At 65.9% G+C, this 24,984-nt stretch carries 20 protein-coding genes; 14 read left to right on the top strand and 6 right to left on the bottom strand.

The window, feature by feature from the left end; translation table 11 throughout:
- Positions 1-47: 47 nt before the first annotated feature.
- The 5 genes from ISP20_RS11030 to ISP20_RS11010 all read left to right on the top strand — a co-directional run bounded on the left by ISP20_RS11030 (position 48) and on the right by ISP20_RS11010 (position 7,116).
- Positions 48-965 (top strand): CPBP family intramembrane glutamic endopeptidase, encoded by a 918-nt coding sequence (locus tag ISP20_RS11030; RefSeq protein WP_204636141.1) that lies wholly within the window; start codon positions 48-50, stop codon positions 963-965.
- An 89-nt stretch (positions 966-1,054) separates the two neighbouring features.
- Positions 1,055-4,711 (top strand): response regulator, encoded by a 3,657-nt coding sequence (locus ISP20_RS11025; RefSeq protein WP_204636140.1) that lies wholly within the window; start codon positions 1,055-1,057, stop codon positions 4,709-4,711.
- Positions 4,708-5,556, top strand: a complete 849-nt coding sequence (locus ISP20_RS11020; protein ID WP_204636139.1) for a CheR family methyltransferase — start codon at positions 4,708-4,710, stop codon at positions 5,554-5,556. Before ISP20_RS11025 ends, ISP20_RS11020 begins: the two co-directional genes overlap by 4 nt.
- A gap of 1 nt (position 5,557) precedes the next feature.
- Complete coding sequence (locus ISP20_RS11015) at positions 5,558-6,127, top strand: chemotaxis protein CheB (RefSeq protein WP_204636138.1); 570 nt, start codon at positions 5,558-5,560, stop codon at positions 6,125-6,127.
- The gene (locus ISP20_RS11010) at positions 6,124-7,116 is read left to right on the top strand and encodes a diguanylate cyclase domain-containing protein (protein WP_204636137.1); all 993 of its coding nucleotides are present in this window, start codon (positions 6,124-6,126) and stop codon (positions 7,114-7,116) included. The genes ISP20_RS11015 and ISP20_RS11010 overlap by 4 nt, the downstream gene beginning before the upstream one ends.
- 1 nt (position 7,117) lies before the next feature.
- Here ISP20_RS11010 and ISP20_RS11005 read toward each other — a convergent pair whose 3' ends face one another.
- From ISP20_RS11005 to ISP20_RS10995, 3 genes are all read right to left on the bottom strand, one after another.
- The gene (locus ISP20_RS11005; RefSeq protein WP_204636136.1) at positions 7,118-7,588 is read right to left on the bottom strand and encodes a hotdog fold domain-containing protein; all 471 of its coding nucleotides are present in this window, start codon (positions 7,586-7,588) and stop codon (positions 7,118-7,120) included.
- Between the two features lie 97 nt (positions 7,589-7,685).
- Complete coding sequence (locus ISP20_RS11000; RefSeq protein WP_204636135.1) at positions 7,686-10,157, bottom strand: acyl-CoA dehydrogenase; 2,472 nt, start codon at positions 10,155-10,157, stop codon at positions 7,686-7,688.
- A gap of 51 nt (positions 10,158-10,208) precedes the next feature.
- Positions 10,209-11,099 (bottom strand): alpha/beta fold hydrolase, encoded by an 891-nt coding sequence (locus tag ISP20_RS10995; protein WP_204636208.1) that lies wholly within the window; start codon positions 11,097-11,099, stop codon positions 10,209-10,211.
- 126 nt (positions 11,100-11,225) lie between these two features.
- On the opposite strand from ISP20_RS10995, the gene ISP20_RS10990 reads away from it, so the two are divergent.
- The 5 genes from ISP20_RS10990 to ISP20_RS10970 all read left to right on the top strand — a co-directional run bounded on the left by ISP20_RS10990 (position 11,226) and on the right by ISP20_RS10970 (position 15,891).
- Positions 11,226-11,804, top strand: coding sequence for a TetR/AcrR family transcriptional regulator (locus ISP20_RS10990; protein WP_204636134.1), 579 nt, complete (start codon positions 11,226-11,228; stop codon positions 11,802-11,804).
- A gap of 237 nt (positions 11,805-12,041) precedes the next feature.
- Positions 12,042-13,823: a phosphoenolpyruvate carboxykinase (GTP) gene (locus ISP20_RS10985; protein ID WP_204636133.1), complete on the top strand. Its 1,782-nt coding sequence runs from the start codon at positions 12,042-12,044 to the stop codon at positions 13,821-13,823.
- A gap of 160 nt (positions 13,824-13,983) precedes the next feature.
- Entirely contained in the window at positions 13,984-14,535 is a 552-nt protein-coding gene (locus ISP20_RS10980) for an RNA polymerase sigma factor (RefSeq protein ID WP_204636132.1), read from the top strand.
- Positions 14,532-14,969 carry a hypothetical protein gene (locus ISP20_RS10975; protein WP_204636131.1) on the top strand — a complete coding sequence of 146 codons (438 nt, stop codon included), beginning with the start codon at positions 14,532-14,534 and terminating at the stop codon, positions 14,967-14,969. The genes ISP20_RS10980 and ISP20_RS10975 overlap by 4 nt, the downstream gene beginning before the upstream one ends.
- Positions 14,970-14,988: 19 nt before the next feature.
- A complete protein-coding gene (locus ISP20_RS10970) occupies positions 14,989-15,891 on the top strand; it encodes a DUF4097 family beta strand repeat-containing protein (protein WP_204636130.1) in 903 nt (300 codons plus the stop codon).
- Positions 15,892-15,971: 80 nt separating this feature from the next.
- Here ISP20_RS10970 and ISP20_RS10965 read toward each other — a convergent pair whose 3' ends face one another.
- Positions 15,972-16,886 carry a hypothetical protein gene (locus ISP20_RS10965; protein ID WP_204636129.1) on the bottom strand — a complete coding sequence of 305 codons (915 nt, stop codon included), beginning with the start codon at positions 16,884-16,886 and terminating at the stop codon, positions 15,972-15,974.
- Positions 16,887-17,211: 325 nt separating this feature from the next.
- On the opposite strand from ISP20_RS10965, the gene ISP20_RS10960 reads away from it, so the two are divergent.
- Complete coding sequence (locus tag ISP20_RS10960; RefSeq protein WP_239535713.1) at positions 17,212-20,049, top strand: bifunctional diguanylate cyclase/phosphodiesterase; 2,838 nt, start codon at positions 17,212-17,214, stop codon at positions 20,047-20,049.
- Positions 20,050-20,293: 244 nt separating this feature from the next.
- On the opposite strand, the gene hslO is transcribed toward ISP20_RS10960, so the two are convergent.
- Positions 20,294-21,193, bottom strand: coding sequence for an Hsp33 family molecular chaperone HslO (gene hslO, locus ISP20_RS10955; RefSeq protein WP_204636127.1), 900 nt, complete (start codon positions 21,191-21,193; stop codon positions 20,294-20,296).
- 131 nt (positions 21,194-21,324) lie between these two features.
- On the opposite strand from hslO, the gene mtgA reads away from it, so the two are divergent.
- The 3 genes from mtgA (at position 21,325) to ISP20_RS10940 (ending at position 23,611) form a co-directional block, all read left to right on the top strand.
- Positions 21,325-22,065 carry a monofunctional biosynthetic peptidoglycan transglycosylase gene (gene mtgA / locus ISP20_RS10950; RefSeq protein ID WP_204636126.1) on the top strand — a complete coding sequence of 247 codons (741 nt, stop codon included), beginning with the start codon at positions 21,325-21,327 and terminating at the stop codon, positions 22,063-22,065.
- Between the two features lie 74 nt (positions 22,066-22,139).
- On the top strand, positions 22,140-23,078 hold the full coding sequence (locus tag ISP20_RS10945) for a glycosyltransferase family 2 protein (RefSeq protein WP_204636125.1): 939 nt from the start codon (positions 22,140-22,142) through the stop codon (positions 23,076-23,078).
- A 104-nt stretch (positions 23,079-23,182) separates the two neighbouring features.
- Positions 23,183-23,611: a CBS domain-containing protein gene (locus ISP20_RS10940; protein WP_204636124.1), complete on the top strand. Its 429-nt coding sequence runs from the start codon at positions 23,183-23,185 to the stop codon at positions 23,609-23,611.
- Between the two features lie 21 nt (positions 23,612-23,632).
- Here the strand turns inward: ISP20_RS10940 and ISP20_RS10935 are convergent, their stop codons facing one another.
- Positions 23,633-24,949 (bottom strand): NTP/NDP exchange transporter, encoded by a 1,317-nt coding sequence (locus ISP20_RS10935; RefSeq protein ID WP_425490812.1) that lies wholly within the window; start codon positions 24,947-24,949, stop codon positions 23,633-23,635.
- Between the last annotated feature and the right edge of the window lie 35 nt (positions 24,950-24,984).

Below are 24,984 nucleotides of genomic sequence, written 5' to 3'. Positions count from 1 at the left end.
CCTCGCCCGGCTGTTACCCTCCCCACTCCATCAGGGGGATGACACGCATGCCAGCCGCACAGATCGCCTTCATCACGCCCGCCACTGCCACACCATGGCAACGCTGGGTGGTGTTCTCGCCGATGGGTCGCATCGTGTTCTTCGTGGCGCTTCTTATCGCGATGTTCAAGCTGACGTCCGTTGGCATCAGTGTCACGGGCCTCATGGCGCCGGGCGTCTCGCCGCTCTCGCATGCCATCGGCAATATGCTGATGCGGGTAGTTCCTGCGCTGGTGGCCTACACCATCCTGGTGAAGGCAATCGAACGTCGCCGCATGCAAGAGCTCTCCGCACGCGACATCCCCACGCTGGGCATGGCCGGACTGCTGGTGGGTGCGTTGATGATCAGTACGGTGGTACTGGTGCTCTGGCTTGCCGGCAGTTATCACGTCAGTGGCACCAACCCCGCCGTGAACTGGTTGCCTGCGGTCTTGACCACCGGCCTTGGCGCCGGCATCGCCGAAGAAATCATCACGCGCGGCGTGCTTTTTCGTGCCGTGGAAGAAGGTCTTGGCACCTGGTGGGCACTGGCCATCTCGGCACTGTTCTTCGGTGCCGCCCACATCTTCAACCCCGGCGCCACGCTGTGGAGTTCGCTCGCCATCGCCATCGAAGCGGGCGTGCTGCTCGCCTTGCTCTATCACGTCACCCGTTCGCTATGGCCGTGCATCGGCCTGCATGCGGCATGGAATGTGATGCAAGGCACATTTTTCGGCATCCCGGTGTCCGGCACGGAAGCGCACGGCTGGTTGATCTCCACCCGCACCGGCCCGGACTGGCTGAGCGGCGGCGTGTTCGGTGCGGAAGCATCGGTGGTCGCGCTGATCGTGTGTTCGGCCTGCTCCGCACTGCTGCTGATCGTGGCGCTTCGACACGGCACCATCGTCCCGCCGGCATGGCAGCGGACCACCGCCAACCGTCTTTAAGTCAGCTATCGTCTTCACAAAACTGCGGATACCCTGAAGGGAACCGCCCCGGCCTGGCAGGACTGCCAGGCCTCGACCTGTGAAGACGTATGCCCGCCTCGAAAAACCGCTATTCCTGGCTGGCCCACCAGCCGATGCAGCAGAAGATCCTGGTCGCGATCGGCACCCTCGTGCTGCTGTTCGTGATCTGCAGCGCGGTCTCCCTGCAATCGTTGTCGAGGCAGGACCTGAGTGCGCGCTGGTCGCGCCACACCTACGCCGTGCGCGCCAGGATCGACGACGTATTCGAGCACTTGCAGGCCAGCCAGCTGTCACTGCGCGGTTATCTGCTCAACCCGGCGGGACAGGAACTGGCCGCGCATCACCAGGCGAATGCGGCACTCGCCAACGACCTGGCCGCACTGCGCGACCTCACCAGCGACAACCCGTTGCAGCAGACCCGCGTTGACCGCATCGAGTCGATGGCCAGCCAGTGGCAGAAAGACGCGATGCAGAACGGCATCGAGCCGATGCAGGCGGTCCACGCGAGCGACGCTGAAGCGGGCACGGAGCGCGTACGCGTGCAGACCGGATACCTCGCGCGCCGCACGGTGTTCATCGCCGATATTCTCGGCCAGCTCAAGCAGATGGACGATACCGAGGCCGGCCTGCTGGCCCAGCGCGAGGCGACCCAGCAGCGCGACGTACGAACGGTGCGCGCGGTCACCTGGATCACCATGCTGCTCAGCCTGCTGCTCGGCGGTTCGGTGGTCTACATGACCTTCCGCCTGATCACCCGGCCGATCCGCCGCATGACCGACCTGATGACGCGGCTGGCCGGACACGATCACAGCGTGGAAATCCGCCAGCTGGAGCGTCGCGACGAAATCGGCGAGATCGCCCGCGCACTGCAGGTGTTCAAGGAAATGTCGATCGAGACGGCGGCGCAGACCTGGGTGAAGACCCAGGTTTCGCAGATCGCCAGCGACCTGCAGAAAATGGAAACCGAGCGCGCGTTCGCCGAGCAGCTCACCTGCACGCTGGCGCCTCTGCTCGACTGCGGCGTCGGTGTGTTCTACCGCTTCGACGAGCAGGACCGCCGGCTGCGCCTGCAGGGCAGCTACGGCTACCAGCAGCGTCGCCACCTCAGCACCGAATACGCACTGGGCGAAGGCCTGGTCGGTCAGAGCGCGCTGGAACGCAAGACCATCACCCTGCAGGACGTGCCCGACGACTACGTGCGCATCCACTCCGGCAGCGGCGAAGCATCGCCGCGCGCGATCACCGTGTTGCCGCTGGTATTGCGCGACAAGCTACTCGGCGTGCTGGAACTGGCCAGCTTCCAGCACTTCACCGATCCGCAGCAGCGCCTGCTGGCCGAGCTGCTGCCGATTGCCTCGCTGTCGCTGGAGAACCTGGGGCGCGCCCTCCGCACCCAGGACTTACTCAAGCGCACCAGCGAACAGGCCGACGAACTGCGCGCCTCCGAGGAGATCCTGCGGCGCCAGCAACAGGACCTGCAGGTCACCAACGAAGAACTCAACGCCAAGACGCAAGAACTGCAGGAGCAATCGCAGCGCCTGCTCGCCTCGGAAGAAGAGCTGCGCGTGCAGACCGAAGAGCTGCAGGCCTCCAACGAGGAGCTTCGCCAGAAGACCGACACGCTCAACCAGCAGAAGCTCGTACTGGAAACACTGCAGCGCGAAACGCAGGAAAAGGCCGAAGAACTGGCGCGGGCGAGCCAGTACAAGTCCGAGTTCCTCGCCAACATGTCGCACGAGCTGCGCACGCCGCTCAACAGCCTGCTGATCCTCTCGCGCAGCCTCGCCGACAACCGCGAAGGCAACCTCGACGGCGAACAAGTGGAATCGGCGCGCATCATCCACGATTCGGGCAGCAACCTGCTGCGCCTGATCAACGACATCCTCGACCTGTCCAAGGTCGAGGCCGGCAAGATGGACGTGGTGCTGGACGATTTCCCGCTGGCGGATCTCGAACGCGCGCTCAAGCGCACCTTCAACCACGTCGCCCACGACAAGCAGCTCGACTTCGTCGTGAAGATCGACCCGGGCCTGCCGGCGACGCTGCGCACCGACGCGCCCAAGCTCGAACAGGTGGCCAACAACCTGATCGGCAATGCGTTCAAGTTCACCCGCCAGGGTTCGGTGACGGTGCACATCGGGCGCCCCTCCGACGCCCTTACGCTGCCGCCGTCGCTGCAGGGCAAGGATGTGATCGCCATTGCCGTCACCGATACCGGCATCGGCATTCCGCCGGAGAAAGCGCAGAAGATCTTCCAGGCCTTCGAGCAGGTCGATGCCAGCACCAGCCGCCAGTACGGCGGCACCGGCCTGGGCCTGACCATTTCCAAGCGGATCGCCGAGTTGCTCGATGGCGACATCCTGCTGCACAGCGATGTGGGCCACGGCAGCACCTTCACCATCCTGTTGCCGCTGCAGGGGCCATCGGGCGTTGCCGCTCCCGCGTCCGCCGCTCCTGCCACGCCGGCGTCGGCGCGTCCCGTCATGACCTCGGCGCTGCTGCCCGAATCGATCGAGGACGATCGCGAGAGCATCGAATCGACCGACACGGCCATTCTCATCATCGAGGATGATCCGGTGTTCGCACGCATCCTCGCCGACATGGTTCGCCGCAAGGGCTATCGCGTGCTCGCCGCGGCGGACGGCGAATCCGGGCTTCAGCTGGCGGCGCGCTATCGCCCCACCGGCATCCTGCTCGACGTGATGCTGCCGGGCATGGACGGCTGGACGGTGATCGAGCGGTTGAAGGACAACGCCGCCACCCGCCACGTCCCCGTGCACTTCATTTCGGCGGTGGACGAAGCCAATCGCGGCCGCGATCTCGGCGCCGTAGGCTTTCTCACCAAGCCGGTCAGCCGCGAGGCGATCGGCGATGCGTTCGACCGCCTGCTGCACTTTGCCGAAGGGCGCATGCGCCATCTGCTGATCGTCGACGACGACAGCGATTCGCGCGCCGCCATGCGCACGCTGTTGCGCAACGACGACGTCACCATCGATGAAGCCGGCAGCGCCGAGGAAGCACTGGAGCGCATGGTCGACACTCGCTACGACTGCATTGTGCTCGACCTGGGCCTGCCGGGCATGTCGGGCATCGAGTTCCTCGAGCAGCTCTCCGCCAGCGGCAGCATTCCGCCGGTGGTGGTCTATTCCGGCCGCGAGCTGAGTCGCGAGGAAAGCCTCAAGCTGCGCCAGTACACCGACAGCATCGTGATCAAGGGCGCGCGTTCGCCGGAGCGTCTGCTGGACGAGGTGAGCCTGTTCCTGCACAGCATCCAGGGCGGTCGCGCGCGTCACGCCGCAATCGGCGCTACGGCCGCGCCGCCGTCGCCTTCCGTGCCCGATGCCAGCGAACTGGTCCAGCGCAAGGTGCTGCTGGTGGACGACGACATGCGCAACCTGTTCGCCCTGTCCAAGGTATTGCGCGGCTGGGGCATGCAGGTGTCGATGGCGCAGGACGGCCAGAAGGCGCTCAAGGCGCTGGCCGACAGCGACGACATCGAGCTGGTGCTGATGGACGTGATGATGCCGGTGATGGACGGCTACGACACGATCCGCGAAATCCGCGCGCAGCCGCGACTGGCCAAGCTGCCGATCATCGCGCTCACCGCCAAGGCCATGCGCGGCGATCGCGAGAAGTGTCTCGAAGCCGGTGCCAACGACTACCTGTCCAAACCCATCGACATCGACAAGCTGTCGTCCATGATGCACGTATGGCTGCATCGATGAACAAGCTGGCCGACACGGCACTCGAGGACATCGAGATCGAGCTGTTCGTGCGGGCGCTCAAGCTGCGCCACGGCTACGACTTCACCCAGTACGCACCCGCCTCGCTGCGGCGGCGCGTGCTGCAACTGGCGCATGCGCAACAAGCCGATACGGTCAGCGCGCTCACCACCCGCCTGCTGCACGAGGCCGGATTCCTGCCGGTCGTGCTGGAAGGCCTGTCGGTGCCGGTATCGGAAATGTTCCGCGACCCCGACGTGTTCAAGACGCTGCGCGAGCAGGTGTTTCCGGTGCTCGCTTCCTATCCGCAGATCAACATCTGGCAGGCCGGCTGCGCGCACGGACAAGAGGTCTATTCGCTGGCCATCCTGCTGGAAGAAGCAGGCCTGTACGAACGCACGCAGATCTACGCCACCGATTTCAACGAAAGCGCGCTCAAGCATGCCCAGGAAGGCATCTACCCGGCGAAGGAAGCGCAACTGTGGTCGCGCAACTACCTCGCTGCCGGCGGCAGCCACACCCTGGCCGACTACTACAGCGCACGCTACGAACTGCTCAAGCTGGACCAGCGGCTGCGTCGCAACGTGACGTTCGCCAACCACAACCTGGTCACCGACGAAGTGTTCTGCGAGGCGCACCTGGTGCTGTGCCGCAACGTGCTGATCTACTTTTCCGACCCGCTGCAGGACCGCACGCTGGCGCTGTTCCGCGACAGCCTGGTGCGCGGCGGCTTTCTCTGCCTGGGCACGCGTGAAAGCCTGGACTTCGCCCCTTCGGCCGCCGACTTCACGCCGGTGGATGCGGCTCGCCGCATCTATCGCCTGGGGTCGCGCTCGGGCAAGGAATGACATGGCGACGCCACAGGCCATCGTGATCGGTTGTTCGGCCGGCGGGCTGACGGCGCTGGAGCAGTTGTTCGCCGGCCTCGATCCCGCCCTGCCCCAGCCCATCGCCGTGTGCTGCCATACCGGCTCGGCCACGGTCGACCTGCTGTGCGAGCTGTTGGCCAAGCACGCCACGCTGCCGGTGGAAGAAGCGCGCGAACGTGCGCCGATGCGCGGCGGCGTGATCCATGTGGCGCCCAGCGGCTATCACCTGCTGGTGGAAACCAGCCGGCGCTTTGCCCTGTCGGTGGATCAACGCGTGAGCTTCGCGCGGCCTTCCATCGACGTGCTGTTCGAATCGGCCGCCGAGGCCTATCGCGACACCCTGATCGGCATCGTGCTCACCGGCGCCAACAGCGACGGCGCCGACGGACTCCTGCAGGTACGGCAAGGCGGGGGACTTGCCGTCGTCCAGGAGCCCAGCGATGCCGAAGTCTCGACCATGCCCGCCGCCGCGCTCGAACGCGCGGGTGCGGACCACTGCCTTCCCCTGGCGGCCATCGCGCCGCTGCTCAATCGCCTGTGCCTGCCATGAACAAGTCCTCCCCGAAAATCCTCGTCGTCGACGACACCCCCGCCAACCTCGTCGCCATGCGCCACCTGCTGGCCGACAGCGGCGCCGAACTGTACGAAGCCGATGGCGGCAACGCCGCCTTGGCGCTGTGCCTGGACCACGAGTTCGCGCTGATCCTGCTCGACGTGAACATGCCCGAGATGGACGGCTTCGAAGTGGCCTTCCTGATCGGCGAAGACGAAAAGCTGCGCGAAACGCCGATCATCTTCGTCACCGCCGCCTATGCCGACGACATCAACCGCGTGCGCGGTTATCACTTTGGCGCGGTCGACTACATCGCCAAGCCGATCAACGACATGATCCTGCAGTCGAAGGTGCGCGTGTTCCTCGAGCTGTACCGCGCGCGCGCCGCACTGAAGTCGACGCTGGCCGAGCTGGAAGAACGCAACGACCAGCTCAACTCGGAGATCACCGAGCGCCGGCGCATCGAGGCGCAGATCCGCCATCAGGCCACGCACGACATGTTGACCGGCCTGCCCAACCGCACGCTGTTCCACGACCGCCTGCTCACCGCGATGCAACGCGTGCCGCGCCACGGCCCCGGCTTTGCGCTGGCCATGCTCGACATCGATGGCTTCAAGGGCGTCAACGACAATCACGGCCATCCGGCAGGCGATGCCTTGCTGCAGGCAATTGCCGAACGCCTGGGCGACCAGGTGCGCAGCAATGACACGGTTGCGCGCCTGGGCGGCGATGAATTCGCCCTGGTCCTGGAAGACGTATCGGAAATCGAACTGCTGATGCGCCGCTGCGAGGAAATCGGCGCCGCACTCGCCGCTCCCTATCCGCTCGAAGGACGCCATGGCGCGTTCGAGGCGAAGGTCAGCGCGAGCATCGGCGTGGCGCTCTGGAGCGGCGACGGCCAATCCGACGAAGACCTGATGCAGGCCGCCGACCGCGCGCTCTACCAGGCCAAGGACGGCGGCAAGAACCGCTGCGTGATGGCCTGAACTAGGCCGCCTTGCGCGGCGACACCCACATGTCGATGCGCGCGCGGAACACATCCTCGCCCCCTTCGTTGCGCACGTTCACCCGCACCGGCCACGCATACCCGCTGGCGGCTTCCACCGCGGGCGATTCGGGCTTGGCGACAGCCACCAGCGTGCCAGTGGCCTTGGCCAGGTACTCCACCGTCATGCCCTTGGGAATCCAGCGCATGCCTGGCGGGATCGTCACGTCGGTCATCATGCCCGCGGTGAGTTCGGCGGCGTTGCACAGGGCGATGGCGTGCACCGTGCCGATGTGGTTGTGCACGTGGCGGCGGTCGCGGATCGCCACTTCGCAGCAGCCCGGCTCCAACGCACGGAACCGCGGTGCGATGGTGGCGAAGTAAGGCGCCTTGAAACAGATCAGGCGGCCGTACAGCCAGCGGCCACCGGGCAGGGAAACCAGCCGACGGTACAGCGACAATGCCTGGCTCATGGCGAATCTCCCGCGTGGGCCACGCCGCTGCGCCGCCCTTTCGTGTGTCGATGGCATGCCGTCATTCCCGCCGTAGCAGGAATGACGGCCGGTGAAGTCAGGCCGCGTCGGCCAGCTTCTTGTTGCGGTCCGCGCGCGTCACCGCGGCACCGAGTTCGGAGGGATCGAAGTCGTCCACCGAGATGAATTCGAACACGCCCTCGCGCACGCGCTTGAGCAACTCGAACTCGGCCGCGTTGATCACGCCGGCCTGCAGCGCTTCGCTCAGCTGGCCCACGTAGTCGTGCGATTTGAACTGGCCCGATTTCTGCGCCTTGCCGAACTTGCGTTCCACCGGCTCGGCCGCGATCACGTCCGGCAGCAAGGCATTCATGCGGCCGATGGTGTTGTTCGCGGTGGGCGTGAGGTAGGTCCACTCGGTGAGGCGATCGCGTGCTTCGCCCGGCGCCGTGATGATGGCGGCGACGCGACGACCCAAACGGTCGGACGGCGGCACTTCGCGGCGGCCCCACGGGAACACCAGCACGCGCAACAGCCACGAAATCGGCTTCACCGGGAAGTTGCGGATGGCGCCGTCGAGCGACGTCTGGATGCGCCACATGCACTCGTGGAACGCCCAGGCCAGCAGCGGACGATCCGCTTCCGGACGGCCGGTATCCTCGTAACGCTTGAGCATCGCGCTGGCGATGTAGAGATAGCTCAACACGTCGCCCAGACGCGCCGACAGCTTCTCCTTGAACTTCAGCTTGCCGCCCAGCACACCCATGAAGGTATCGGCACACAGCGCTAGCGCGGCCGAGTAGCGGTTGAGCTTGCGGTAGTAGCGACGCACATAGGCGTCGCCCGCGGTATCGCCGATGCGCGAGCCGGTCAGGCCCAGCGTGAACGAACGCACCGCGTTGGAGATGCCGAAACCGATATGGCCGAACAGCGCGCGGTCGAACGACTTCAGGCGATCGCCGTAGTCGGGAATCGACAGCGCCTGCATTTCCTTCAGCACGTAAGGATGGCAGCGGATGGCGCCCTGGCCGAAGATCATCAGGCTGCGCGTCATGATGTTCGCGCCTTCCACCGTGATGGCGATCGGCACGCCTTGCCACGCGCGGCCCGCGTAGTTCTTCGGACCCAACTGCACGCCCTTGCCGCCGTGCACGTCGAGCGCGTCACCGGCGATGATGCGGCCCCATTCGGTGGCGTGGTACTTGGCGATCGCCGAGGGTACCGCCGGCTTCTCGCCGCGATCCACCGCGGCCGCGGTGGCGCGCGACAACGCGGCGGTCGCATAGGTGAGACCGCCAATGCGCGCGAGCGCTTCTTCCACGCCTTCGAAGCGCGCGATGGACAGACCGAACTGCTTGCGCATGCGTGCATACGCGCCGGTGGCGGCGACCGCGGCGCGCACGCCGCCCGTCGCATTCGACGGCAGCGAAATCGCGCGACCCACCGACAGGCATTCCACCAGCATGCGCCAGCCGTGGCCGGCCATATGCGGACCACCGATCAATACCGACAGCGGCACGAACACATCCTTGCCATGCAGCGGTCCGTTCTGGAACGGGATATTCAGCGGGAAATGACGGCGGCCGATTTCCAGGCCCGGCGTCGAACGCGGCAGCAGCGCCAGCGTGATGCCGAGGTCTTCCTTGTCGCCCAGCAGTTTTTCCGGGTCGTACAGACGGAAGGCCAGACCGACCACGGTCGCGATCGGCGCCAGCGTGATGTAGCGCTTGTCGAAGGTGAGCTTCATGCCCAGCGTTTCGACGCCATCGACCACCTGCTTGCAGACGATGCCGAAGTCGCTGATGGAGGTGGCATCGGAACCGGCATACGGACCGGTGAGTGCAAAACACGGAATCTCTTCACCCACGGCAAGGCGCGGCAGGTAGTGATTCTTCTGTTCGTCGCTGCCGTAGTGCAGCAGCAGTTCCGCCGGGCCCAAGGAGTTGGGCACGGCCACCGTCGAGGCCACCGTGGCCGACATGGTGGCCAGCTTCTGCAGCACCGCCGAATGCGCCAGCGCCGAGAAACCCAGGCCGCCGTACGACTTGGGAATGATCATGCCGAAGAACTTGTGCTTCTTGATGAAGGCCCAGACCTCCGGCGGCAGGTCGGCCAGTTCGTGGGTGATTTGCCAGTCGTCGATCATGCCGCAGAGTTCTTCCACGGGGCCATCGAGATAGGCTTGCTCTTCCACGCTCAATTCGGGCTTGGGCTGCTTGAGCAGTTCATGCCAGTCGGGCTTGCCGGAGAACAGCTCGCCTTCGAAGCCGACCGTGCCCGCTTCGAGCGCCGTCTGTTCGGTTTCGGAAAGCTTGGGCGTCACCTTGGCGAACATCTTCAGCAGCGGCGCGCTGATCTGTTTGCGACGGAAGCCGTCCATCAGCAGCGGCACGGCAATCGCCAGCTCGATCACGACCAGGAAGAAGGTCGTCCACGGCGCACCGGCTATGAGGCCGACCACGACGGTGGCAATCACCGTGGCGATCGCCCACGTGCGCAGGCTGCTGCGGTGGTAGGCACAGGCGCCGGTCGCAATCAGCGCCGCCAGCAGGGTCAGTATCACGGACATCCAAACACCTCGTTACGAATGACGTCTTGGTGGAACAGGGATTTCATCGGCTCAGGCCGTAACCGCATCGCTGCGGTCGGTGGAAGCAAGCTGGCCCACGAATCGTGCGATCTCGCGGGTGAATGCGTCGTTGGCGTCGCCCGCCACCATGTGCGTGGCGCGCGGCAATTCCACATGTTCGGCATGCGGCACCAGTTGCAGGAATTCGTCGACGGTATCGCGCGACACCACATCGCTGCGGCCGCCCGACAACAGCAGCACCGGTACGCGCACTTTCGCCGCCGCCGACATCAGGCGCGGCTGGTAACGCTCGCTTTCGCTGACCAGTCCGTCGAGCAGGGCCGGATCCCAGTGCCAACGCAGGCGGCCGTCGGCGCCTTCGCGCATCAGTGGGCGCAGCTGATCGGCCGATTTGCGCTCGGCGCGATGCGGCAAATACTTGGCGATTTCCTCGGCGGCCTGCGCATAGCTCGCAAAGCCATCGGGATGCGCCTGCATGAAGGCGAGGATCCGCTCCACCCCCTTGGTCTCCCAGCGCGGCGTGATATCCACCAGCACCAACGCATGGAACGCCTCGGGATCGATCTCGCCGGCGATTACCAGCCCCAGCAGGCCGCCCATCGACGCGCCGACCAGGATCGGCTTGCGCAGTTCGGCGTGCGCCAGCATGCGCAGATCGCCGATGAACTGCTCCATGTGGTAATCGCCCCCGGCCACGTGGCCGCTCTCGCCGTGGCCGCGGGCGTCGAACGTGACGCAGCGGAAACCTTCCTCGGCGAGTGCCTCGGCGCTGCCTCGCCAGGCGCCGCGTGTCTGGCCAAAGCCATGCGCGAACAGCAGCGTCGGATGACCGGACGGTCGGCGAACTTCGACGGCCAGCGTCAGGCCATCAACGGCCGTGACCTGGGTGGTGGACTTCTCAGTAGCGGGTGTCGGTACCATACGCATGAGTATGGATTGCAACAAATGGCTGCGTCAATATGCGCTGCGGCAAGCGGAGTTGCCGCCGATTCAACCACTTGCCGCCACGCCAATTGCAAAGCCGTCGGCAGGGGCTACCATACTCGTATGAATGCAAGCGCCAAACCCGAACGCACCCGCCTCTCCGCCGAGGATTGGGAGGACGCCGCCCTCCGGCTGATCGCCGACCAGGGCGTCGGTGCCCTGGCCGTCGAAGCGCTGGCCCGCCAGCTCGGCGTCACCAAAGGCAGCTTCTACTGGCATTTCCGGACCCGCGAAGCGCTGCTGCAGGCCGCGCTGGAACGCTGGGAGCAGTACGGCGAGAAAGAAGTGATCAGCCAGATCGAGGCCATGCCCGATCCGCGCGCGCGCCTGCCCGAACTGTTTCGCCGCGTGGCGCATGAAATCGCCCCGCACCGCGTGTATGCCGCGCTGCTGAAGGCGCTGGATCATCCGCAGGTGGTGCCGGTGATGGCGCGCGTCTCGCAGCGCCGGATGGAATTCCTCACCACCATCTACAGCGAAGCCGGCCTGTCGCCGGACGAGGCACTGAACCGTGCGCGCCTCACTTACGCCGCCTACGTGGGATTCCTGCAGCTGAACTTCACGCTGGGCCTGCCGCGCATCAGCCACGACGAGTTCGATGCCTACGTCGAGCACATGATCCGCACGCTCACGCCGGCCTGACCTTCCGCCGGGCAACATCGTCGACGCGAACGCCGCCTCAGTGCGGCGTTTTTATTGGCAGCTATCCACTGCCAGTCCAGCTGGCAAAGTGGTATGCAGTTGCATCTGTAACCATTGGCTCCGACAGCGAATTCCGGGTGCGCCCAGTTGCCTTTTGCTGCGTCGGACCTTGCCATGCCAGTACACGTAAGTTAGCGTTTCTACTCTTTTTTGGCTTAAGACCAGGGTGAGGAAACGATGTCGAGCAAGCTGGCAGCGCTGCAGCGCTGGGTCGATGAGGTCGCGGCACTGACCCGACCCGCAAACATCCATTGGTGCGACGGCTCGGACTCCGAATACCAGCAGCTGGTGCAGCAGATGCTGCAGACCGGCGACCTGATCGAGCTGAACCAGCAAACCCATCCGGGCTGCTATCTGCACCGCTCGAGCCCGTCCGACGTGGCGCGCGTCGAACATCTCACCTTCGTCTGCACCAGGGACGAGGAAGCCGCCGGCCCCAACAACCATTGGATGGCGCCGGCCGACGCGCACGCGAAGATGGATGCGCTGTTCGACGGCTGCATGGAAGGCCGCACTCTGTATGTCATCCCGTACTGCATGGGCCCGATCGATTCCCCGCTCGCCCGTTGCGGCGTGGAAATCACCGACAGCCCGTACGTGGTGGCGAACATGCGCACCATGACGCGCATGGGCGCTGCCGCGCTGGCGCGCATCGAGCGCGAAGGCACCTTCGTGAAGGGGCTGCACTCCACGGGCGAACTCGACCCCGAGCGTCGCTTCATCATGCATTTCCCCGAGGAGCTGACCATCAAGTCGTACGGCTCCGGCTACGGCGGCAACGCGCTGCTGGGCAAGAAGTGCCACGCGCTGCGCATCGCCAGCTACCAGGCGAAGTCCGAGGGCTGGCTGGCCGAGCACATGCTCATCGTGGGCATCGAGAATCCGCAGGGCGAAACGCATTACATCGCCGCCGCGTTTCCCTCCGCCTGCGGCAAGACCAACCTCGCCATGCTCATTCCGCCCGAGGCCTACCGGCAGGAAGGCTGGAAGGTCTGGACCGTGGGCGACGACATCTGCTGGATGCGCCCCGGCGCGGATGGACGTCTATACGCGATCAACCCGGAAGCCGGCTATTTCGGCGTGGCCCCTGGCACCAGCGACGCCACCAATCCGAACGCGCTGTCGACCATCGCGCGCGACACCATCTTCACCAACGTCGCCGTCACCGCCGACAACCAGCCGTGGTGGGAGGGTCTGCCGGGCACGCCGGTCACCGATTGGCAGGGTCGTCCGTACGACCCGGCGAACGGTCCGGCTGCGCACCCCAATTCGCGCTTCACCGTGAGCGCCAAGCAGTGTCCTACATGGTCGCCGCGTGCCGAGGATGCGCAGGGCGTGCCGATCAGTGCGATCGTGTTCGGCGGCCGTCGTCCGTCACTGATCCCGCTGGTGTTCGAGGCGAAGGACTGGAAGCACGGTGTACTCGTGGGCGCCGCCATGGGCTCGGAGACCACCGCGGCCGCCACCGGCGCCGTGGGCGTGCTGCGTCGCGACTCGATGGCCATGAAGCCGTTTGCCGGCTACCACTACGGCGACTATTTCCGTCACTGGCTGTCGTTCGACCAGCCGGGCGCGAAGCTGCCGAAGATCTTCCACGTGAACTGGTTCCGCAAGGGCGAGGACGGCCGCTTCCTGTGGCCGGGCTTCGGCGACAACCTGCGCGTGCTGCAGTGGATGATCGATCGCGTGGAAGGCCGTGCTGCAGGCAACCACACGCCGATCGGCACGCTGCCGAAGGCAGGCGAGATCAAACTCGACGACCTCGCGCTCGACCGCGCCACGGTCGACGCGCTGTTCCACGTCGACCACGCCGGCTGGACCGCCGAACTGGCCGCCATTGGCGAGTACCTGGAAAGCTTCGGCCAGCGCATGCCCGCCGAACTGCATGCCGAGCAGCAGCGCGTCGCCAAGGCGCTGGACGATGCGGCCGTGACGCCGCGCGCGGCCGTCGCCTCCTGACGCCCGCCCTGCCCGCCGGTCCCACGCGGCCGGCGGGTGCTCTCGGACGGCCGCCATGGGCCGTTCGGCATCTGCGTCTCAACTTCTTCTAAACCTTGCCACGCCTGGGTGCATCCAAGCTGGCAAGATGATCGCAGCCTGCCCCGCCACCGGAACCACCATGCCGCCGCCAGCACCCGCCGCGGAGCCTCATGACATGGACGACGTCCAAGCGGCGGCGTCCGGCGATCGCGCGGCCTTCCAGCGGCTCTACCGGGCGCATGTGGACCGCATCTACGGCGCCGTCCTGCGACTGGCCGGTTACGACCACGCCCGTGCGGAAGACCTCACCCAGGAAGCTTTCATCCGCGCCTGGCAGAAGTTGTCAGGCTTTCGCGGCGATAGCGCGTTTAGTACCTGGCTGTATCGCCTGGCGGTGAATGTCGCGTTGATGGACATCAGGTCGCGCGGTTCGGATCCGGTCACCATGATGGACGAGGACCACATCCCCGATCACGGTGAAACGCCGTTCTGCGCCGCCGAACGCGACGAACTGGAACGTGCGATCGGCAAACTGCCGCCACGTGCGCGCGCCGTGCTGGTGCTGCACGACGTGGAAGGTTGGCGACACGAGGAAATCGGTGCCGAACTCGGCATGGCGGTGGGTTCGTCCAAGGCGCAATTGCATCGCGCCCGCGGGCTGCTGCGGAAAGTATTGGGAGAACGCTCATGAACGAATTCGAATGGCTGCGTCAAACCCGCGCCCTGCGCGAACCGGTAACGCCACACCGCGACCTGTGGGCCGGCATCGATGCGGCGCTGGACACCGGCAAGGTCACCGCGCCCACCACCCGGCGCGCATGGCGGCAGCCGCAGAACTGGCTCATCGCGGCCAGCTTCGTGGGACTGTCGCTGTTTGCCGGCAGCCTGGCGGTGCACCTGCGCGACAGCACGCTGGCCAATGCCACCGCCAACACCGTCGATGCCAGCCGCTGGCGCCCGAACGACCCGCGCCTTGCCGGCGCGGCCGTGGAACTGGACGCCGCCAACATGGAGCTGCGCCAGGCGATGGAACAGGCACCCGATTCGCCGGCGCTGCAACGCCTGCTCATGCGCACGCAGAAACAACAGTCGCAGCTGCGACAGATCGAACACCAGGCTGGTTGAGTCCAGCGGAGCCGTCACCATGAAAACCGCACGCGTCATCCCTCTCCTGCTCAGCCTGTCGATCGGCCAGGCCTTGGCCGACACGCCCATCAACCTCAGCCACGACGCCACGCCCAATGCGCATGTGAGCATCAGCAACGTCAAGGGCGACGTCACCGTGAGCGCCTGGGATCGCAACCAGGTCCAGGTCACCGGCCGCCTCGGCGACGGCGCCAAGCCACTGGCCATCGTGGGCAGCGACAGCAACCTGAGCATCAAGGTGGAATCGGCGGCCAAGTCCGGCTGGTTCAACTTCGGCAGCGACACGTCGATGGGCGGCACCACGCTGGACGTGCGCGTACCCAGGGGCGCATCGCTGGATGTCGACGTGGTCAGCGCGCCGATGAACATCGACGGCATCGACGGCGGCGTCATCAAGGTCAACACCGTCAGCGGCAAGGCGCGCATCAACGCCCGCTCGCCCAGCATCGACGCTGACGCCGTCAGCGGCAGCATCGAGCTCGCCGGCAATGCGGACAAGGTGAACCTGCAGACGGTGAGCGGCGACATCCTCGCGCCGAACGTCGGCGCGGAAGCGAGCCTGCAGACGGTCTCCGGTCGCATCCGCGTGAATGGCGGCCCATGGCGCAAGCTCAGCCTCAGCACCGTCTCGGGTGATGTGCAGTTGGGCGGCGGTATCGCACCCAACGGCGCCTACACGGTCGACAGCATGAGCGGCGACGTGCAGATCCAGGTGCCGGCCAACCTGTCGGCGATGATCAAGGCGTCGACCTTCAGCGGCGACCTGCGCAGCGACTTCGGCACGGTGAAGAAGCCGGAACATGGCCCGGGCAGCGAACTGGAAACGACGGTCGGCGCCGGCAGCGCCAAGATGACTGTCGAAACCTTCAGCGGCGACCTGCGCATCCGTCGCCAGGATTGAATCCCCGCGAGCCGCCAAACGAAAACGCCGGGCCAAGCCCGGCGTTTCTTTTGGTGCGGCCGCTAGAGAAACGGCGCGACTCAGAGATCTTGGTGGTACTGCACGTACGGCGTGCGCGACTGGTCAGGTTCCGGACCGGCCGGCGTATTCACGCCATTGCCCGACGACCACAGGTTTTGCGCGCCAACGCTCAACTGGCCCTGCCACGGCAGACGCCAGGTCACGCCCAGGTCGATGCTGTTCCAGCGACGATCCGGGTTGTAGCCGGCACCACCGGGAACGCCCGCTTCCGGCGCCATGGTGCGACCCACGATGCTGCCGCTCAACGGGCCGCGGTCGACGCCGAAGCTGACGGATTTCTGGTCGAGCGCATTCACGCCCAGCACATTGCCCGGCAACAGGCGAACCCGGCCGACGCTCGCACCCAGATCGATGCCGCTCTTGCCGTCCAGCGCAAAACGGCCGCGCGCATTGAGTTGCGTGCTGCTGTCGAACGCGGAAAGACCGTTGACGCCCGGCAACGCACCTGGCAACAGGCGCGGCAACGTGGCGGCGCCCTGCACATTGTCGGTACCCACGCTCAGGCCCAGCGCATAACGGCCATCGCTATAGGTGGCCCCCACTTCGCTGCCGATGACGCGCGGCGCCTGGTTGTTCGCCCAGTTGCGCTCGCTCACACCCACGTGCGCCTGCACGTTGGGAGCAATGCCATAGCGGATGTCGGAGGACTGCACCGTCGCCGAGTCGACAGCTCGGAACTGCAGCGGCGAATCGCCCTGCGTAGCCGCCAGCGTGTCACTGTTGGACTGTAGGGCGAGCCAGCGGCCATCGGCACCACGCCACAGCGGCACGCCGTTCGCGGCGGCTGGCGAGGCCTGTTCCGGCGTCTGCGAAAGCAGGCGTCCTGCGGCACTGTACGGATCATTGGCCGCAGTCTGTCCTGCCGCAACGAACGGCATGAGCAGCAGTGGCAATGACAAGAACAGACGACGCATGAACGCGAAAACCCCCGCGATACCGTAGGACAAGGTTAGATCGCCCCCTCCCAGAGACGAACTCGGGTCTGACGATACCACATTTTACTTTTTGCTAACACCCAGATTCCCAGTTTGTGAGCCAAGTCCGGCCGTTGCTGGATTACAAATTTTTGACATCCCGGGATCAATTAGGTTCCCCGGTTCATGCACCCAGCGACAAAGCTGAATGGAGGCGATATATAGTCCCTTCCTGTCGACAATGCCCGGATTCGACCTACGACTGATGACCTCGGTCCCTTCCAGCACGATGCCCTCCTGGTCCACGGACAGCGCTGTCGTGGCCATGCACGCCGCGGTGGAGCGACTCTTCCGCGCGGGCGATGCTGCCAGCGTGGCGGAAATCTGCGAGGTGATGCTGCGCGACCTGGGCATCGGGGGCAGCCTTCACTGGCGGTTGCTGGGCGACACGGAAGCCCCCAACGAGCAGATCACCCAACTCGACCTGGCCGAAGACCCGCAGGGCTTGCGCTCGCTCGTGCTGGCCCTGCCTACCGGCACGATCTCGGATCCGATGAGAGAGAACCTCTCCTGGATCGGACGCCTACTCGCCTGCCGCCTGCGCCAGTTGGCGGAAACCTCCCGCCTGTACGAAGCCATCTCCCGTCTTGCGCTGGCCGAACGCCTGCAGCGCGCGCTCTACGCCATTGCCGACCAGGCAGGCGCCGAGCACAACATGACCGAGATGATGCACTCGCTGCACGCCATCCTCGGCAGCCTGATGTATGCGGAGAATTTCTATATCGCGCTGTACGACGCGGCCACCGACACGGTGCGCTTCCCGTACTACGTCGACACCATGGACAAGGACCCGCCCTCGCCCGACGCCTCGGTGCCGCTGCAGGAAATGCGCTACAGCCTTACCTGGAATCTGTTGCAGAGCGGCCAGGCGATCATGGGCTCGGTGGCCGAGCTGACCGAGCAGTTCAAGGGCCGCTTCGTGCTGCTGGGCCCGGTCTGCGAGCACTGGCTCGGCGTGCCGTTGCTGCGCGACGGCCGCGTGGTCGGCGGCATCGTGATGCAAAGTTATCGCGAAGACACGCATTACAGCGAGCACGACCGCGAACTGCTCAGCTACGTCGCCAAGCACGTGCAGACGGCGCTGGAACGGCGCGAGGCGCATGAGGAACTCGAGCGCCGCGTGTCCAGCCGCACCGCCGCGTTGCGTGAAGCGAACCGCGTGCTGCGCCAGCAGGTGTTGCAGCGCCAGCGCGGCGAGCGGCTGCAGGCGGCGCTGTTCCGCATCGCGGAGTTGGCGAACGCCTCGGAAAGCATCGACAACTTCTATGCCGCCGTGCACCGCGTGATCGGCGGCCTGTTGTACGCCCGCAACTTCTACATCGCGTTGCTCGACGAAGAGCAGAAAACGCTCAGTTTCCCGTACTCCGTCGACGAGTTCGACACGGTTCGCCTGCCGCGCGCGCACGGCCGCGGCGTGACCGAGTTCGTGCTGCGCCACGCCAAGCCGCTGCTGGCCGATCCGACCGAATTCGATCGCCTGCAGCAGATGGGCGAGATCACCCATCGCGGCTCGCGGTCTGTCTGCTGGCTCGGCGTGCCGCTGATCTGGGGCGATCGCGCCATGGGCGTGCTGGCCGTGCAGAGCTACTCGCCCGAGCACACCTACGACGTGCGCGACCAGGAGTTGCTCACCTTCGTCGGCTACCACGTCGCCAACGCCCTGCAACGCAAGCACACCACCGAGTCGCTGAAGCAGGCCTATGCGAGCCTGGAGCGCCGCGTCACCGAACGCACCCGCGCCCTCGCCCTGGCCAACCGCGACCTGCGCGAACAGATCGCCGAACGCGAGCGCGTGGAACGCCGCCTCAAGTACGAAACCCTGCACGACTCGCTGACCGGCCTGCCCAACCGCACGCTGCTACTGCAGCGCCTCGAACAGGCACTGCAGCGCTATCACGGCGATACGCAGGAATTGTTCGCGGTGCTGTTCATCGATCTCGATCGCTTCAAGGTGATCAACGACTCGGTGGGCCACCTGGTCGGCGACGACCTGCTGTTCCAGGTCGGCGGCCGCATCCGCGCGTGCCTGAAGACGCGCGACGTGGTGGCGCGCCTGGGCGGCGATGAATTCGCCGTGCTGGCCGAAGGCATCACCGATCCGAAGATGGCGATGCTCATCGCCGAGCGCATCATCGACGAATTGCAGACGCCGTTCCGGCTCGGTGCGAAGGAGATCTTTACTTCGGCCTCGATTGGCATCGCGCTGCCCAGCCCGCACTACCAGCGTCCGGAAGAACTGCTGCGCGACGCCGATGCGGCGATGTATCGCGCCAAGGACGAAGGCCGCCACCGTGCCGCCGTGTTCGACGATCGCCTGCGCCGCGAAGCCCTGTCGCTGCTGGAGATGGAAGGCGATCTGCGCCGCGCGCTGAGCCGCAACGAATTCGTGCCGTTCTACCAACCGATCGTGGCGCTGCAGACCGGCCGCACCGTGGGCTACGAAGCCCTGCTGCGCTGGCGGCACCCGGATCGCGGCTTGCTGACGCCTGGCGATTTTCTTGCCGTGGCCGAGGAAAGCGGCTGCTCGGAAAGCATCGACTGGCAGATCTTCGAACAGGTCTGCGCGCAGGCCGAAGCGTTGGCCGGCAGCGACGGCTTCGTCAGCATCAACGTATCGGGCCGCCACTTCCGTTCGCTGGACCTGGACAAGCGCCTGCTCGATCTCATCGAATCGCATCATGTGCCGCCGCGTTGCCTGCGCATCGAGGTGACCGAACGTGCGCTGCTGGAAAACGCCATCCAGGTGAAGCGCATGCTGGACAACCTGCGCGAGCACGGCGTGAGCATCGCGCTGGACGATTTCGGCACGGGCTATTCGTCGCTGAGCTACCTGCATCAGTACCCGATCGAGACGCTGAAGATCGACCGTTCCTTCATCGTCGAACTGCCACGCGAAGGCGGTCACGGCGCGGCGGTGGTGCGCGCCATCCAGGCGCTGGCCAATTCGCTGCAGATGCAGGTGATCGCCGAAGGCATCGAGGACGAGGACCAGCGCGAGGCGCTGCTGCGCATCGGCTGCCGCTTCGGCCAGGGCTTCCTGTTCGCCACGCCGAAGATGGCCGAGGTGTGGTTGCAGCGCGAGCATCATTTCGCGCTGCCGTAGGGCGGCGCGCCTTTGGTTCCAATGCCTCGATTCCGCCTGTTCGTCATTCCGGCGCAGGCCGGAATCCAGTAGCGATGCGATGGATTATTGCGGCGCCTCCAACGCAGGCTGTCATAACGCGACAACCGGGCACAGACGCTACTGGATTCCGGCCCTTGCCCCCTTTTGCGGGGTGCGCCGGAATGACGGGCAAGAGAAAGGCCGGCACCTTTCGGTGGCCGGCCTTATTCAACTTCTTGCGGGCTTATTGCGCCGTGTGCGGCGCATTCGCCGCCGGCGTCACGCTGAGCAGATGCTCCGCATCCACCCGGTCGAAGGTGTAACGCTGCGCGCAGAACTCGCAGATCACCTCGATTTCGCCTTCGCGGGCTTCCAGCGCCGCTTCCACTTCATCGCGTCCGAGCGAGCGCAGCACAGCCTCCACGCGCTCACGCGTGCAGCTGCAGCCGAACGCCAGCGGGCGTGGATCGAACAGGCGCACGGATTCCTCGTGATAGAGGCGGTACAACAGCTGTTCCGGCGGCGTGGAGAGCAGTTCCTGCGCACCCAGCGTGGCGGTGAGATGCTGGATGCGCGTCCACGCGTCTTCATCTTCCACGGCGTCGTGACCGCCCTCGTCCGGCAGCTTCTGCAGCATCAGACCCACCGCGTGCTCGCCATCGGCCGCCAGCACGATGCGTGCCGGCAACTGCTCGGACTGGCCGAAGTAGTTCTCCAGCGCCGACGCCAGATCCGGATGCTGCAGGTCGACCAGGCCCTGGTAGCGCTGGCCACGCTCGGCATTGCCGATGGTGATGGCCATGTAGGCTTCGGGCATCGCTGCCAGATCCAATGTTTCCGGCAACGGATCGTTCCAGCGCGCCAGGCCGCGCAGGCGACCGCGATCGGTGCACTCGGCGAACAATAGGCGCAGCGGACCGCTGCTCTTCAGCTCCACCGAGAGCGCACCATCGAGCTTGATGTTGCCGGTCAGCAAGGCGCTGGCCACCAGCGTCTGGCCGAGCACCGAACGCAACGCGGCGGGATAGTGGGCACGACCGGCAACTTCACGCCAGGCCGGCCCAAGACGAACGAGCACGCCGCGCACGCCGGCGCGCTCGAGCATGAAGCGATGCAGGACATCTTCGACAAGCACGGTTTCCACGGGATGGACCTCTCAAGAACAATCCCCCTAGATGGGGGCGCCTGCATCGGGGCACAACGACCGCGGGAGCAGGCTATCGGGGAAGGGGCTGGCGCCTCCTATACTGCCGCCAATTCCGTCTAAGCGCCGCCATGACTCCACGACGCCCGTTCGCCGCCCGTCTGCTCCGCACCCTGGTCCTGCTTGCGATCTCCTGGCTGGCACTGAGCTGGCTGGTGGTGCTGGTGCTGCGCTTCGTGCCGCCGTGGACCTCGGCGGTGATGATGGAGCGCCAGCTGGGCGCGCTCATCCATGGCGAGAAGGATTTTCACCTGCAACACCGCTGGGTGCCATGGAGCCAGGTGTCGCCCTATGTGCCGCTGGCGATGGTGGCCGGCGAGGACCAGAAATTCCCCTACCACCACGGCTTCGATTTCGATTCCATCCAGGATGCGGTCGATGCCGCCGACGAAGGCCGGCGCCTGCGCGGGGCCAGCACCATCAGCCAGCAGACGGCCAAGAACCTGTTCCTGTGGAACGGGCGCAGCTTCATCCGCAAAGGACTGGAAGCGTATTTCACCGTGCTGATCGAGCTGAGCTGGCCCAAGCAGCGCATTCTCGAGGTTTACATGAACAGCGCCGAGCTGGGCGACGGCATTTACGGCGTGGGTGCGGCCAGCGACGCGTTCTTCCATGTGCCGCCTGCGCGTCTCAGCGCGGCGCAGGCGGCGCGCCTGGCTGCGGTGCTGCCGAGCCCTCGCCGTCTGCATGCGGATCGCCCTACGGCCTACGTGCAAAGCCGGGCAAACTGGATCCAGCAGCAGATGGCGCATCTGGGCGGACCGGGCTACCTGCAAAGCCAGACTGCGCCACGCGATACGCGACGGCGCTGACGTGACACAGCCGCTCGCTACGGGCGAGACGCTGCACTAGCATCTGCCCACCTTTCAGGAACCCTCACGCCGCCATGCCACGTCTCACCGTCGTCGTACCGGCTTACAACGAGTCGGCCGTGCTGGATGCCTTCCACGCCCGGCTCAGCCGGGTGCTGGACGAACTGGCGCTCGATTGCGAGGTGCTCTACGTCGACGACGGCAGCACGGACTCCACCTGGCAGCTGATCAGCGCGCTGACGGCGCGTGACGGCCGCACCGGCGCGATCAAGCTCTCGCGCAACTTCGGCAAGGAGGCGGCGATGACCGCCGGCCTGGACCAGGTGGACGCCGATGCCGCCATCGTGATCGATGCCGACCTGCAGGACCCGCCGGAACTGATTCCGGCCCTGGTGGAACGTTGGCGCGAAGGTTTCGACGTGGTCTACGCCACGCGCAGCGCACGCCAGGGGGAAACCGGCTTTAAGCGTCTGACCTCCGCCCTGTTCTATCGCAGCATGGACCGCGTCTCCGATATCCACGTGCCCCGCGATACCGGCGACTTCCGCCTGCTCTCCCGCCGCGCGCTGGACGCATTGCACCAGCTGCGCGAACGCCAGCGCTTCATGAAAGGCCTGTTCACCTGGATCGGCTATCGGCAAACGGCCGTCTATTACCTGCGCGAGCCACGCCAGGCCGGCACCACCAAGTGGAACTACTGGCGCCTGCTGCAACTGGCCATCGAGGGGTTCACCTCGTTCTCCACCGCGCCGTTGCGCCTCGCGACCTGGGTGGGCCTGGCGGCATCGCTGATGTCCTTCCTGTTCGGCCTGTGGGTGTTCGGCAAGGCGTTGTTGTTTGGCGACCCGGTGCAGGGCTATCCGTCGCTGATGGTGGCGATCCTTTTCATCGGCGGCGTGCAGTTGCTGGCGCTGGGCGTGATCGGCGAGTACCTGGGACGCAATTACGCGGAGAGCAAGCAGCGCCCGCTGTACTTCGTCGAGGAGCAGCGCCCGGCGCGAGAGAAGCGTTGAACAGCGTCCGGCCGGCCGCTTCACGTCGGGCCAACACCCCGTCCACGCGGCGGCGCTAGACTTTCGCCATGCGGCCCATCGGCGGCCTCCTGGGAGGTGGAAGCATGCGACAAGTCAAGCATTTGCTGGAAGGAAAAGGCAGCGACATCTTCAGCATCGCACCGGACGCGCCCGTACTCGAAGCGATCAAGCACATGGCGGAACGCCGCGTCGGTGCGCTGCTGGTGATGCGCGACGAACGGCTGGTGGGCATCGTTTCCGAACGTGACTACGCACGCAAGGTGATCCTGCAGGGCCGCTCCTCCGCCCAGACCGCGGTCTCGGAGATCATGAGCAGCCCGCCGCTCACGGTGGGTCCGGACACGGACGTGTTCGACTGCATGCGCTTGTGCACCGACAGCCGCATCCGCCACTTGCCGGTGGTGACCGGCGAACAGGTGGTCGGCGTCATCTCGATCGGCGACCTGGTGAAGGAAGTGATCGACGCGCAGGCCGAACAGATCGAGCAGTTGCAGCGCTACATCACCAGTTGAGCCGGTACCAGCTGAGTGGGCTCAGGCCTTGGCTGTTTCTGCCGGGGATGAGGTGCCTTCTGCGGCCTGCTGCTCCGGCAGCAGGTCGGGCGAATGACCCGCGCGCGCGGCCACCCAGGTAGCGACCACGGCGACACCCGCACCGAGACCGGCCATGCCGGTAGCTGCCACGCCCAGCGTGCCCAACACGCTCACGCCGCTGGTGACCAGCACGTCGCCGAACCGCCAGATGGCCGTCTCCACGAAGTTCTTGCCCTTGTAGCGCGTCTCGCGCGGCACCCGGGTGTACAGCGCATCGACGGCCGGTTTGGTCATGCCATAGGCGAACCCGCGCGAACCGACCAGCATGATCGAGAGCATCGGCACCATGGTGCCGAACAGGCTGACGCTGCCCACGCCGACGATCACCAGCGACACCAGCAGCGCGAAGTTCACCACCGACGGCAGCACCAGGCCCGGGCCCGCGCCCTTGCGCACCAGCAGCCAGCGCGTCAGCGTGAGTTGCAGCACGGCGCCGAGCAGGTTCGCGTACAGATCCAGGTCGTTGTAGAACGACGTGCGCGCCACGCGATCAGGCAGGTGTGCCTTGGTGTAGTCGGCCATCAGCGCATAGGCGAGCGTGCCGATGCCGTCGCCCAGCACCATCAGGATGGCCATGTAGCGCAGGAACGGGCGCGTCCACAGCTCCTTGACGCCGGCCCAGAGCGAACCGCCGATGGGTTCTTCGTTGCGCGCTTCATCGCGGCAGTCGTGTCGCGACGACAGGGTCAGCAGCAGGATCAGGGCGATCGTCAGTGCGGCCGCCGACACCACCAGCAACGACGCCACGCCGATCAGCTGCACCAGGAACTTGGTCACCAGCGGCCCGAAGATCGCCCCGGCCATGCCGCCCAGCGCGATCAGCGGGAACACGCGGCGAGCCTGCGCGCTCTTGAAGATGTCCGCCATGAAGCTCCAAAAGAGCGACACCACGAACAGGTTGAACACGCTGACCCAGATGAAGAAGCCCACGCCCAGCGCACGCGCGCCGATGCGATCCTGCGCCACGAACGCCGGCACGAAGGCAAACAGGCAGGCCACGAAGAAGCTGTAGCTCCAGCCCAGCAGGCGCTTGCGCCGGAAGTGCGACACCAGCGCGCCGAACACCGGCGTCAGCAGCAGCATCACGCCGAACGTGCTGGCGTAGAACAAGGGCAGCGATTGGGAACCGACGGCGCCGCTGAGCTGGTCACGCACGGGCCGGATGATGTAGTACGCCGTCATCACGAAGAAGAACGCCACTGCCGACAGGATCGACGCAAGGCCTTCGTTCGCTGCGGCAGGTCGGGGGGTATTCACCGGCAGTTCCAGCGGGGGACGCGCACAGACTAGCA

This window comes from Dyella kyungheensis (assembly GCF_016905005.1).
Taxonomy (GTDB): domain Bacteria; phylum Pseudomonadota; class Gammaproteobacteria; order Xanthomonadales; family Rhodanobacteraceae; genus Dyella; species Dyella kyungheensis.
This window is presented reverse-complemented; position numbering and strand designations above follow the sequence as displayed.

Bases quoted from the DNA above. Each gene is read 5' to 3' on its own strand.
- ISP20_RS11030 (WP_204636141.1), top strand. From the start codon at position 48: ATGCCAGCCGCACAGATCGCCTTCATCACGCCCGCCACTGCCACACCA.
- ISP20_RS11025 (WP_204636140.1), top strand. From the start codon at position 1,055: ATGCCCGCCTCGAAAAACCGCTATTCCTGGCTGGCCCACCAGCCGATG.
- ISP20_RS11020 (WP_204636139.1), top strand. From the start codon at position 4,708: ATGAACAAGCTGGCCGACACGGCACTCGAGGACATCGAGATCGAGCTG.
- ISP20_RS11015 (WP_204636138.1), top strand. From the start codon at position 5,558: ATGGCGACGCCACAGGCCATCGTGATCGGTTGTTCGGCCGGCGGGCTG.
- ISP20_RS11010 (WP_204636137.1), top strand. From the start codon at position 6,124: ATGAACAAGTCCTCCCCGAAAATCCTCGTCGTCGACGACACCCCCGCC.
- ISP20_RS11005 (WP_204636136.1), bottom strand. From the start codon at position 7,588: ATGAGCCAGGCATTGTCGCTGTACCGTCGGCTGGTTTCCCTGCCCGGT.
- ISP20_RS11000 (WP_204636135.1), bottom strand. From the start codon at position 10,157: ATGTCCGTGATACTGACCCTGCTGGCGGCGCTGATTGCGACCGGCGCC.
- ISP20_RS10995 (WP_204636208.1), bottom strand. From the start codon at position 11,099: ATGGTACCGACACCCGCTACTGAGAAGTCCACCACCCAGGTCACGGCC.
- ISP20_RS10990 (WP_204636134.1), top strand. From the start codon at position 11,226: ATGAATGCAAGCGCCAAACCCGAACGCACCCGCCTCTCCGCCGAGGAT.
- ISP20_RS10985 (WP_204636133.1), top strand. From the start codon at position 12,042: ATGTCGAGCAAGCTGGCAGCGCTGCAGCGCTGGGTCGATGAGGTCGCG.
- ISP20_RS10980 (WP_204636132.1), top strand. From the start codon at position 13,984: ATGCCGCCGCCAGCACCCGCCGCGGAGCCTCATGACATGGACGACGTC.
- ISP20_RS10975 (WP_204636131.1), top strand. From the start codon at position 14,532: ATGAACGAATTCGAATGGCTGCGTCAAACCCGCGCCCTGCGCGAACCG.
- ISP20_RS10970 (WP_204636130.1), top strand. From the start codon at position 14,989: ATGAAAACCGCACGCGTCATCCCTCTCCTGCTCAGCCTGTCGATCGGC.
- ISP20_RS10965 (WP_204636129.1), bottom strand. From the start codon at position 16,886: ATGCGTCGTCTGTTCTTGTCATTGCCACTGCTGCTCATGCCGTTCGTT.
- ISP20_RS10960 (WP_239535713.1), top strand. From the start codon at position 17,212: ATGCACGCCGCGGTGGAGCGACTCTTCCGCGCGGGCGATGCTGCCAGC.
- mtgA (WP_204636126.1), top strand. From the start codon at position 21,325: ATGACTCCACGACGCCCGTTCGCCGCCCGTCTGCTCCGCACCCTGGTC.
- ISP20_RS10945 (WP_204636125.1), top strand. From the start codon at position 22,140: ATGCCACGTCTCACCGTCGTCGTACCGGCTTACAACGAGTCGGCCGTG.
- ISP20_RS10940 (WP_204636124.1), top strand. From the start codon at position 23,183: ATGCGACAAGTCAAGCATTTGCTGGAAGGAAAAGGCAGCGACATCTTC.